Source organism: Micromonospora sp. DT46 (assembly GCF_049841735.1).
Lineage (GTDB): Bacteria > Actinomycetota > Actinomycetes > Mycobacteriales > Micromonosporaceae > Micromonospora > Micromonospora reichwaldensis.
In genome coordinates this window covers 46,077-57,079 of record NZ_JBNCKW010000011.1, presented here as the reverse complement: position 1 = coordinate 57,079, position 11,003 = coordinate 46,077, and the positions used below count along the sequence as shown (strand labels likewise).

General features: G+C 73.6%; 9 protein-coding genes. 7 read left to right on the top strand and 2 right to left on the bottom strand.

Annotation, left to right across the window (positions count from 1 at the left end):
* Positions 1–6: 6 nt before the first annotated feature.
* Positions 7–528, bottom strand: a complete 522-nt coding sequence (locus ACLQ20_RS27290; RefSeq protein WP_151455316.1) for a DinB family protein — start codon at positions 526–528, stop codon at positions 7–9.
* 113 nt (positions 529–641) lie between these two features.
* On the bottom strand, positions 642–2,354 hold the full coding sequence (locus ACLQ20_RS27285; protein ID WP_151455317.1) for an alkaline phosphatase D family protein: 1,713 nt from the start codon (positions 2,352–2,354) through the stop codon (positions 642–644).
* Between the two features lie 150 nt (positions 2,355–2,504).
* Here ACLQ20_RS27285 and ftsY point away from each other — a divergent pair, with 150 nt between their 5' ends.
* From ftsY to ACLQ20_RS27250, 7 genes are all read left to right on the top strand, one after another.
* Complete coding sequence (gene ftsY / locus ACLQ20_RS27280; RefSeq protein ID WP_151455318.1) at positions 2,505–3,692, top strand: signal recognition particle-docking protein FtsY; 1,188 nt, start codon at positions 2,505–2,507, stop codon at positions 3,690–3,692.
* Positions 3,693–3,699: 7 nt separating this feature from the next.
* Positions 3,700–4,563: an aminoglycoside phosphotransferase family protein gene (locus ACLQ20_RS27275; RefSeq protein WP_192581443.1), complete on the top strand. Its 864-nt coding sequence runs from the start codon at positions 3,700–3,702 to the stop codon at positions 4,561–4,563.
* Between the two features lie 193 nt (positions 4,564–4,756).
* Positions 4,757–6,202 (top strand): ammonium transporter, encoded by a 1,446-nt coding sequence (locus ACLQ20_RS27270; protein WP_358117221.1) that lies wholly within the window; start codon positions 4,757–4,759, stop codon positions 6,200–6,202.
* Between the two features lie 25 nt (positions 6,203–6,227).
* Positions 6,228–6,566 (top strand): P-II family nitrogen regulator, encoded by a 339-nt coding sequence (locus ACLQ20_RS27265; RefSeq protein ID WP_176733926.1) that lies wholly within the window; start codon positions 6,228–6,230, stop codon positions 6,564–6,566.
* A 12-nt stretch (positions 6,567–6,578) separates the two neighbouring features.
* Entirely contained in the window at positions 6,579–8,912 is a 2,334-nt protein-coding gene (locus ACLQ20_RS27260) for a [protein-PII] uridylyltransferase (RefSeq protein WP_425858023.1), read from the top strand.
* A 181-nt stretch (positions 8,913–9,093) separates the two neighbouring features.
* Entirely contained in the window at positions 9,094–10,653 is a 1,560-nt protein-coding gene (ffh, locus tag ACLQ20_RS27255) for a signal recognition particle protein (protein WP_151455319.1), read from the top strand.
* Positions 10,650–10,976 carry a Uma2 family endonuclease gene (locus ACLQ20_RS27250; protein ID WP_425858069.1) on the top strand — a complete coding sequence of 109 codons (327 nt, stop codon included), beginning with the start codon at positions 10,650–10,652 and terminating at the stop codon, positions 10,974–10,976. The genes ffh and ACLQ20_RS27250 overlap by 4 nt, the downstream gene beginning before the upstream one ends.
* Positions 10,977–11,003: the final 27 nt, after the last annotated feature.

Below are 11,003 nucleotides of genomic sequence, written 5' to 3'. Positions count from 1 at the left end.
GGGCTACTACTCGCCCGTGACGCCGTCGATGCGTTCGCGGATCAGGTCGGCGTGGCCGTTGTGCCGGGCGTACTCCTCGATCATGTGCACGTAGATCCAGCGCAGGTTGAACGTCCGGCGCTTCGGGCCGACCTCGGTGAAGGTCTCGTCGAGCGAGCGGCCGGCGGCGGCGGCGCGGGCCAGCGCCACCTCCCGGTGGTAGGTGGCGAAGTCGGCCTCGGCGTCGGCGGCGCTGACGTCGTGGTCGGCGTCCGGGTTGTCGGGCGTGAAGTAGGGGTAGTCGACCTGCTGGCCGGCGAGGTTCTCCCGGAACCACCAGGCCTCCACCTCGGCCAGGTGCCGGACCAGGCCGAGCAGGGTGAGCCCGGAGGGCTCGACGCTGGGCGTCTTCAGTTGTTCGGCGGTCAGCCCGGCACACTTGAGCAGCAGGGTCTGCCGGTGGAAGTCCAGCCAGCCCTCCAGCATGGTGCGCTCGTCGCCGACGTAGGGCTCGGGGGTCCGGGTGATCTCCGGTGCTCGCCAGGTCATGCCGGTCATCCTGGCTGGCACCTCCGACAACCGGCGAGCGGTTTATCGGGGTGCCGGCGCGTGGGCGGTGGCCCGCCCGTCGCGGGTGGGCAGGCCGGGGCGCGCCGGGAGGCTCACCCGCCGGGGGTCAGGCCCTGCCGCATGACCTCGCGCAGGTGGCCGTCGCTGGTGGTGCCCTCGATCGTCACCTCGGCCGTCCGGCCGGCGTGCACCAGCGTGGCGACCGCGTTGCCGAAGTACGGCCCGGCCAGCCGCTTCCAGCGGAACGGCGGGCGGCGTACGCCGGCGGTGCGGGCCAGCGCCCGGGTGGCCCCGGACGGCCCGGACGACCAGCCCAGCTTCATCAGCGGGCGCATCCCGGCCGGGACCTGGTTGTGGATGGGCGAGCAGGTGAGCTGGTGCACCGGGGTGACCACGCTCCGGTCGTCGAACCGCGCCCGCGCCACGTACGAGTGGTGCACGTCGCCGGAGAGCACGCTGATCGACGCCGGTGGCGCGTACGCCGGGCCGGCCCCGACGCGCTCGCCGGGCTCGCCGGGGGTGCCGCTGCCGAGGCGGGCGAAGAGCGCGCCGAGCGCGTCGAACGAGCGGCGGAACGCGGCCCAGTGCTCCAGGTCCAGCCCCCGGCGCAGCTTCTCGGCCAGCCGGGCGACCCAGGGCCGCCGCGAGTCGGCCAGCTTCTCGTTCCACGCCTCCACGTGGTGGATGCCCGGCGGCAGCAGCCAGGGCAGGGACGCGCCGACCACCAGGTGGTCGTAGACGCCGTGGGCGCGGTCGAGGAACCACGACCACTCGCCCGGGGGCAGCATCGCCCGCTGGCCCGGCTCCAGCACCCGGCTGCACCGGTTGTCGAGCATGACCAGCCGGGTCCGGCCCAGGTCCAGCGCGTAGCTCCACTGGTACTGCACGGCCCGCCACCGTTCGGTGTCGTGGGCGAGGTCGGCCTCGGTGTCGACCCGCTGCCCGAACTCGCGCAGCACGCCGGTGGCGTCCTCCGCCGCGACGACCTTGGCGTAGACCGGGTCGGCGGCGATCTCGTCGGGGGAGAGATTGCCCAGGTGCTGGTAGACCCAGTACGAGGCGAGGCCGCTGGTGATCCGCTCCGCCCACCACGGCTGCTCGCGCATGTCGGAGCGCCAGGAGGCCGAGGTGTTCCAGTCGTCGATGACCTCGTGGTCGTCGAAGATCATCACGCTCGGCACGGTGGAGAAGAGCCAGCGGATCTCCGGGTCCCGCCAGGACTCCAGGTAGAGCTTCGTGTACTCGTCGAAGCTGACCACCTGGTCGCCCGGCGCGCCCTTCGGCCGGCGGCGGCGCCGCTTCAGCAGCCGCCGGACCGTGGGCGACGTCACGTCCGCGTAGACCTGGTCGCCGAGGAGCACCAGCAGGTCGGGCACCTCGGTCGTAGCCGGGTCGGCCATCAGCCGCCGGGCGTACGCGTCGAGGGCGTCCGGGGGCAGCCGCCGGGTGGTGGCGTGCTGGGTGGTCTCCCGGCAGGAGCCGAAGACCAACCGGACCGGCTGGTCGAGGTCGTCGGCCGCCCGGGTGCGGATCACGCTGGGCGGGAAGTCGCTCTTCGGCACCGGCCAGGCGACCTCGTCGTCGATCAGCACCTCGTAGGTGGTGGCGCTGTCGGGGGTGAGCCCCTCCACGACGACGAGCGCGTAGTGGTGGTCGTACGCCGAGAAGGTGGGCGCGGTGCCGCCGGCGCCGTCGGCGGTGCGGACGGTGACCACCGCGGGCGCGCTGGTCTCCACCCAGACGGTGGCCGTCGTGCCGACCACCCTGCGGAGCAACGGGCCGATGAGCAGGTGTGCCGCGGGCATGGTCGACCTCCAGATGAGCGGACTTCATCTTTACTACCCGGCCGGCGGTCGCACCACTGCTGGCTGTGAGCGAGCCTACCGCCGGCCTCCGCGGACCCGGTCGGGAGCGGTGGCTGGGACAGCTTCGCCGGCATCTGACAGGATTCCGGCATGACCGAATACCTCCTCATCGCGCTCGCCCTGCTCGGCGTGCTGATCCTTGGCGGCATCGGGCTGGTCGTGCCGCGGTTGCGCCGGCGACCGGAGCCGCCGCTGCCGAAGACGGAGGTCGACACCCGGGCCGAGGAGGACCTGGCCGGCCCGCCGGTCCAGGCACCGGAGGCCGAGTTGTCCACCGGGATCCTGGTGGAGCCGCCGGTGGTGGAGGCCCCGGCACCGGTGCTGGAGGTCCCCGAGCCGACCGCCGGCCGGCTGGTCCGGCTGCGCTCGCGGCTGTCCCGCTCCCAGAACGTCTTCGGCAAGAGCCTGCTCGGCCTGCTCAGCCGCGACCACCTCGACGAGGACACCTGGGAGGAGATCGAGGACAGCCTGATCACCGCCGACGTCGGCGTCGACGCCACCCGCGACATCGTCGACCGGCTGCGCGAGCGGACCCGGGTCCTCGGCACCCGCTCCGGCGGCGAGCTGCGCGCCCTGCTCGCCGCCGAGCTGGTCAACGCGCTCGACCCGACCCTGGACCGGTCCCTGCGGACCGCGCCCAAGGAGGGCGTGCCGGCGGTCGTGCTGGTCGTCGGCGTCAACGGCGCGGGCAAGACCACCACCTGCGGCAAGATCGCCCGGGTGCTCGTCGCCGACGGCCGCAGCGTGCTGCTCGGCGCCGCCGACACCTTCCGGGCGGCCGCCGCGGACCAGCTGGAGACCTGGGGCGGTCGGGTCGGCGCGGAGACCGTGCGGGGCCCGGAGGCGGCCGACCCGGCCAGCGTGGCCTTCGACGCCGTCAAGCGGGGCATCGACACCGGCGTGGACACCGTGCTCATCGACACCGCCGGCCGGCTGCAGAACAAGATCGGCCTGATGGACGAGCTGGGCAAGGTCAAGCGGGTGGTGGAGAAGCACGGCCCGATCGACGAGACACTGCTGATTCTCGATGCCACCACCGGGCAGAACGGGCTGGAGCAGGCCCGGGTCTTCACCGAGGCGGTCAACGTGACCGGTGTCGTGCTCAGCAAGCTCGACGGCACCGCCAAGGGCGGCATCGTGATCGCCGTGCAGCGCAAGCTGGGCATCCCGGTCAAGCTGGTCGGGCTCGGCGAGGGCAAGGACGACCTGGCCCCGTTCGACCCCGCCCAGTTCGTCGACGCGCTGCTCGGTACCGAGCCGCTCGCCCGGGACGCGTAACCTCGCAGTGACGACCGACGATCGCGCCTACGCCGGGTGGCGCGACCCCAGCCACCCGTCGACGGGCCTCGGGAGACCGTACGTGACTTCGCAGGAGATCCCGCTGCACGGCGGGAACGTCAGCACCGTCGTCCGGGTCGGCGACACGGTCCGGCGCAACGCCGGGCCGTGGACGCCCTCGGTGCACGCCCTGCTGCGCCACCTGGAGTACGTCGGGTTCACCGGCGCCCCCCGCGCGCTCGGCATGGACGAGCGCAACCGGGAGGTCCTGTCGTACCTGGAGGGGGAGTGCGGGGAGTACCCGCTGGCCCCGCACTGGGTCACCGACGAGGCGCTGGTGACCGTCGCCACCATGCTCCGCATGTTCCACGACGCCCAGTACGGCTTCGTCCCGCCGCCGGGCGCGGTGTGGCGCTCGTTCGGACCGCCGCCGCCGGACACCGAGGTGATCTGCCACCACGACGCCGCCCCGCACAACGTGATCTGGCGGCCCGACGGCACCCTGGGGCTGATCGACTTCGACCTCGCCTCGCCCGGCGCCCGGATCTACGACGTGGCGTACGCGGCCTGGACCTGGGTGCCGATCTTCTCCGACCGGGACTCGATCACGCTCGGCTGGAAGCACCCCGACCGGCCGCGCCGGCTGCGCCTCTTCGCCGACGCGTACGGGCTCATCCCCCGGGACCGGCACCGGCTGATCCGGACCATCCGCAAGCGGATCGTGGACCACGTGGAGGGCATCCGCCGGATGGCCGCCGCCGGTGAGCCGGCCTTCGTCCGGATCGTGCACAAGGGGCACCTGCGCCGGCCGATGCGGGACCTGCGGCTGCTCGACTACGAGCGCAACGCCCTGGAGTACGCGCTGCGCTGAGCGGTCCGTGCTGTCGGCCGCGCCGGCCGGCGGTGAGCTTCTCTTCACACGTCCGAAACAACCCGTCACCGTTCGGAAATCGACGGGTGACGCTGGGGGAAACAGGGAGCGAGCAGGCTTCCGCCCATCCGGCGTACGGGCGACGCTGCCCCGGAAGCCGTGAAGGAGGGAACTTCACCTTTAGGAGGCCAGCGTGCCTGAGGCACCCACGATCGATTCCGGCAACACCGTGTGGTTGCTGGTGTCGACGGCGCTCGTGCTGCTCATGACGCCCGGACTGGCGCTGTTCTACGGCGGCCTCAACAGGTCCAAGGGTGTACTGAACATGATGATGATGAGCTTCTCCGCGATCGGGCTCATCTCCGTTTTGTGGTGGTTCTACGGTTTCAGCATCGCCTTCGGTAGCGATGTCAACGGGCTCTGGGGCGACCCGGGCGCCTACCTCGGTACCAAGACCTTCCTCGCCGAGACCGACCTCTGGGGCGCGACGGCGGAGAACCCGAGCGGCATCGGCGTCCCGCTCTACGTGTTCATGGCCTTCCAGATGATGTTCGCCGTGATCACCGTCGCGCTGATCAGCGGCGCGATCTCCGACCGGGCGAAGTTCGCCGGCTGGCTGCTCTTCGCGTTCGGCTGGGCGACGCTTGTCTACTTCCCGGTCGCGCACTGGGTGTGGGGCGGCGGCATCATCGGCGGCGACCTGCACGCGCTCGACTTCGCCGGCGGCACCGCCGTGCACATCAACGCCGGCGCGGCGGCTTTGGCCCTGGTGCTGGTGCTCGGCAAGCGGCTCGGCTGGCCCCGGGAGGGCATGAAGCCGCACAACATCCCGCTCGTCGCGCTCGGCGCGGGACTGCTCTGGTTCGGCTGGTTCGGCTTCAACGCCGGTTCCGAGCTCACCGTCGACTCGGTCGCCGGCCTGGCCTTCATCAACACCCAGCTCGCCACGGCCGCCGCCGTGCTCGGCTGGATCGTCGTCGAATGGATCAAGGACAGGAAGCCGACCCTGGTCGGCGCCTCGTCCGGTGCCATCGCCGGCCTGGTCGCCATCACCCCGGCCTGCGGCTTCATCGCCCCCTGGGCGGCGGTGCTGCTCGGTCTCGTCGCCGGGTCGGTCTGCGCGCTGGCGATCAGCCTCAAGTACAAGCTCGGCTACGACGACTCGCTCGACGTGGTCGGCGTGCACTTCGTCGGTGGCTGGATCGGCTCGCTCTGGCTCGGCCTCTTCGCCACCAACTCGGTCAACGGCGCGATCACCGACGTGATCGGCGCCTCCGACGGGCTCTTCTACGGCGGCGGGGTGACCCAGCTCGGCCGGCAGGCCCTGGCCGGCCTGATCGTCACCGTCTGGTCCTTCGCGGTGGCCTGGGTGCTCGCCTTCGGCATCGAGAAGACGATCGGCTTCCGCCTGCGGGCCGAGGACGAGGTCGGCGGCATCGACATCGCCGAGCACGCCGAGAGCGGCTACGACCTGTCGCCGGCCACCGGCAGCGGCGGGGGCAGCGCGTTCGCCATGGCCGGGCTGACCGGCGCCAGGCCGGCGACGGAGCCGGCGACCGCGCCTGCCGAGCCCACCGTGCCGGCTGCCGAGCCGGCCGAGCCGGCCGCCGGGTCCGCCGCCGAGACGGTCGCCCGTTAACGTTCCTGGGATGGAGGGGTTGGACATGAAGCTGGTGACCGCGGTCATCAAGCCGTACCAGCTGGACGCGGTGAAGGAGGCCCTGCACGCCCTCGGCGTGGCCGGCCTGACCGTCAGCGAGGTCCAGGGCTACGGGCGGCAGAAGGGGCACACCGAGGTCTACCGGGGTGCCGAGTACACGGTCGAGTTCCTGCCCAAGATCCGGGTGGAGGTGCTCACCGACGAGATCGACGTCGACAAGATCGTGGACGCCGTCGTCGGCGCCGCCCGGACCGGCAAGATCGGAGACGGGAAGGTCTGGGTGACCGCCGTCGAGGAGGTCGTCCGGGTCCGTACCGGCGAGCGCGGCCTCGACGCGCTCTGACCGGCCACTGACATGACCTCGTCGACCAGGAAGAACGCGTCGGGACACACCGGCAACGGCGCCGCCGCCCTCCTGGTCGACGAGGTCGTCGGCGTCGACGGCGGCATCGGGGCGACGGCGCGGGCCGCGCGGGCCGACGCGTACGACCGGTGGCTGCGCGGGCTGCTGCCGCAGCGGCCCGGGGTGGCGCTGATCGCCGTCGGCGGGCTGGGGCGCCGGCAGTGCGCGCCGCACGGCGACCTCGACCTCGTCCTGCTGCACGCCGGGGTGCCCGGCATGGACGAGCTGGCCGCCTCGATCTGGTATCCCGTGTGGGACGCCGGGCTGCGGCTGGACCACTCCGTCCGGACCGTCGCCGAGGCGCTCTCCGTCGCCCAGGACGACGTGAAGGTGGCCCTCGGGCTGCTCGACGCGCGGCTCGTCGCCGGGGACGCCGCGCTCGCGGACACCCTCGTCCGCACCGCCGCCGACCACTGGCGGCGCACCGCCGTACGCCAGCTCCCGGCGCTCCGCGAGATCACCGCCGCCCGCTGGGCCGCCCACGGCGAGCTGGCGTTCCTGCTGGAGGGCGACCTGAAGGAGGCGGCCGGCGGGCTGCGCGACGTGGGCATCCTGCGGGCGATCGCCACCGCCGGGATCACCGACGCGCTGCGCCCCGCCGTCCGCGCCGCGCACCTGCGGCTGCTCGACACCCGGGACGCGCTGCACCGGCAGGCCGGCCGCCGGGTCGACCGGCTGGTCGCCCAGGAACGCGACGGGGTCGCCGCGCTGCTCGGGCTCCGGCAGTCACCGGCTGGCGGGTCCGACACCCCGCAGCGGGCCGCCGCCGAGTCGATCGGCGACGGGGACGCGCTGCTGCGCCGGGTCGCCGGGGACGCCCGGACCGTCAGCCACGCCCTCGACGACGCCTTCCGCGCCGCCGACCGGCTCCGCTCCGGCCGCCGCCGGGGCGCCGACGGGCGTCCGCTGCGCCGACCGGTCGCCCGGGACGTCGTCGAGCACGACGGCGAGCTGGTGCTGGCCCGCACCGCTATCGGGGCACGCCCCGACCCGAGCCTGTCGCTGCGGGTCGCCGCCGCCGCGGCCGTCACCCGGCTGCCGATCGCCCGGGCCACCTGCGAGTGGCTGGCCGCGTACTGCCCGCCGCTGCCGGCGCCGTGGCCGGCCGAGGCCCGGGCCGCGCTGGTCACCCTGCTCGGCGCCGGTCCCGGCCTGGTGCCGGCCTGGGAGACCTGCGACCGGTACGGGCTGATCGAGGGCTGGCTGCCCGAGTGGACCCGGCTGCGCAGCCTCCCGCAGCACAACCCCGTGCACCGGTTCACCCTCGACCGGCACCTCGTGCAGACCGCCTACGAGGCCAGCCGACACACCCGCGAGGTGGACCGCCCCGACCTGCTGCTGCTCGGCGCACTCCTGCACGACGTCGGCAAGGGGCTTCCCGGCGACCACAGCACGGTCGGGGTGCCGCTGGCGGAAGCGGTGGCCGCCCGGATCGGCCTGCCCGCGCCGGAGGTGGCGCTGATCGGCACGCTGGTCCGGCTGCACCTGCTCCTGCCCGACGTGGCCACCCGGCGGGATCTCGCCGACCCGGTCACCATCGCCGGGGTGGCCGAGCGGGTCGGCGACCCGACCACGCTGGACCTGCTGCACGCCCTGGTGCGGGCCGACGCCGCCGCCACCGGCCCGGCCGCCTGGTCGGACTGGAAGGGCCGACTGGTCGCCGAGCTGGTCACCCGGGTGCGGACCGCGCTGGACACGGGCGCGCTGCCCGCCCCGCCCGCCCCCGATCCGGCCCTGCTGGCGGGGCCCCTGCCGGTCGTACACCTGACGGCCGACCGGGTGGCGGTGGCCGCGGCGGACCGGCGCGGCCTGCTCGCGACGGTGGCCGGCTGCCTGGCGCTGCACCGGCTGGAGGTGCTCTCCGCCGACGCCTCCACCGTCGACGGCCGGGCCCTGGTCGAGTGCCGCGTGCAGCCCCGGTACGGGCTCGCGCCCGACCCGATCGCCCTCGGCGCCGACCTGCGCCGCGCGGTGAACGGGGACGTCTCGGTCACCCAGCGGCTGCGCGGCCGGGCCCTGGCGGCGCGGTCCGAGGGGGCCGCGCCCCGGGTGGTGTGGCACCGCGAGGCGGCCACCGACGCCGTGCTGCTGGAGCTGCGCGCCGCCGACGCGGCGGGCCTGCTCTACCGGGTCACCTGCGCCCTCGACGAGGCCGGCGCCCAGGTGCGGGCGGCCCGCATCTCCACCCTCGGCGGCGACGTGGTGGACGCCTTCTACCTCGTCGGCGGCTGGCCGGACGACGCCGCCCGGGCCCGTCTGGAGGCGGCGGTGCTGGCCGCCGTGTGACGATGTGCCTCCCGCCGGCCCGGGGAGCCTCGGCGCGCGCGGGCGTGCCGGCGCTCATCCGCGCCCCGGCTGTGCCCGGCCCGGAGCGGCCGTGCGGCCCGGCCGGCTACCCTAGCGGTGGCCGGACACCTCGCCCGGTCGCCGATGTGCCCGCCGGAACACTGACAAACGGGATGTTCGCGTGTTTGACACCTTGAGTGACCGCCTGTCCGGGATCTTCACCAAGCTCCGCGGCAAGGGTCGGCTCACCGACGCCGACATCGACGCCACCGCGCGCGAGATCCGCCTCGCGCTGCTGGAGGCGGACGTCGCGCTGCCGGTGGTCAAGGGCTTCATCGCCAACGTCAAGGAGCGGGCGCGCGGCTCCGAGGTCTCCCAGGCGCTCAACCCGGCGCAGCAGATCATCAAGATCGTCAACGAGGAGCTGATCAACGTCCTCGGCGGCGAGGGGCGGCGGCTCCAGTTCGCCAAGCAGCCGCCGACGGTGATCATGCTCGCCGGCCTCCAGGGTTCCGGTAAGACCACCCTCGCCGGCAAGCTGGCCCGCTGGCTCAAGGCCCAGGGCCACCAGCCGCTGCTGGTCGCCGCCGACCTCCAGCGCCCCAACGCCGTCGGGCAGCTCCAGGTGCTCGGTGGCCGCGCCGGCGTCGAGGTGTACGCCCCCGAGCCCGGCAACGGCACCGGTGACCCGGTGCAGGTGGCGCGCGCCTCGATCGAGCACGCGAAGCGGGCCGCCCGGGACATCGTCATCGTCGACACCGCCGGCCGGCTCGGCATCGACGCCGAGATGATGCAGCAGGCCGCCGACATCCGCGACGCGGTCGAGCCGGACGAGGTCATCTTCGTCATCGACGCCATGGTCGGCCAGGACGCGGTGCGCACCGCCGAGGCGTTCCGCGACGGCGTGGGCATCACCGGCGTGGTCCTCTCCAAGCTCGACGGCGACGCCCGCGGTGGCGCCGCGCTGTCGGTGCGGGAGGTCACCGGGCAGCCGATCCTCTTCGCCTCCACCGGCGAGAAGCTGGAGGACTTCGACGTCTTCCACCCCGACCGGATGGCCAGCCGGATCCTCGGCATGGGCGACGTCCTCACTCTGATCGAGCAGGCCGAGCAGGCCTTCGACACCGATCAGAAGGAGAAGATGACCGCCAAGCTGATGGGCGGCGAGCAGTTCACCCTGGAGGACTTCCTCGACCAGCTCATCGCGGTCCGGCGGATGGGCCCCATCGCCAACGTGCTGGCCATGATGCCGGGCATGGGGCAGATGAAGGACCAGCTCGCCGAGGTCGACGACAAGCACTTCGACCGGGTCACCGCGATCATCCGGTCGATGACCCCCGCCGAGCGCACCAACCCGAAGATCATCAACGGCTCGCGCCGGGCCCGCATCGCCAACGGCTCCGGCGTCACGGTGATGGACGTCAACCAGCTGCTCAACCGCTTCACCGAGGCGCAGAAGATGATGAAGCAGATGGGCGGCATGATGGGCCTGCCGGGCGGCGGCCGGCGCAAGGCGACCAAGTCGCCGAAGAACAAGCGCAAGGGCACCAAGGGCGGCAACCGGCCGCGCGCCGGGGCGGGCGCCGGGATGCCGGGCGGCTTCCCGGGCGGCATGCCGCAGCTCCCGCCGGGCATGGACCCGAACGACCTGGCCGGCGGCCAGGGCCTCCCGCCGGGCTTCAAGCTGCCGAAGATCGACTTCAACAAGCTCGGCAAGGGCGGCGACGGCCGGCCCCGCTGACGCGTGTCGCTGGCGACCGCTCGCCCGTCCCCGTCGAGGACGCGCTGCTGGCCGTCGAGGTCCTCTCGCCGACCTCGACGTTCCGCGACCGCTACGACAAGGCGAAGGTCTACGCGCACGCCGGTGTGCGGACGTACTGGGTGGTCGACCCGCTGCACGAGCGGATGACCCTCACGGAATACACGCTCGGCCCCGCCGGCGAGTACGAGGCGGTGACCCACACCGAGGACCTCTTCGTCACCGAGCGGCCCTGGAAGGTCTCCGTCGACCTGCCCGCGCTGACGGCACGGCGGGCCGGGCTGCTGGCGCGCGACGAGGGCTGAACGCCGCCGGCCCGCGCGGGGCGGGAA

Coding starts and splice junctions, on each gene's coding strand:
- ftsY (WP_151455318.1), top strand. CDS start 2,505: ATGACCGAATACCTCCTCATCGCGCTCGCCCTGCTCGGCGTGCTGATC.
- ACLQ20_RS27260 (WP_425858023.1), top strand. CDS start 6,579: ATGACCTCGTCGACCAGGAAGAACGCGTCGGGACACACCGGCAACGGC.
- ACLQ20_RS27285 (WP_151455317.1), bottom strand. CDS start 2,354: ATGCCCGCGGCACACCTGCTCATCGGCCCGTTGCTCCGCAGGGTGGTC.
- ACLQ20_RS27265 (WP_176733926.1), top strand. CDS start 6,228: ATGAAGCTGGTGACCGCGGTCATCAAGCCGTACCAGCTGGACGCGGTG.
- ACLQ20_RS27290 (WP_151455316.1), bottom strand. CDS start 528: ATGACCTGGCGAGCACCGGAGATCACCCGGACCCCCGAGCCCTACGTC.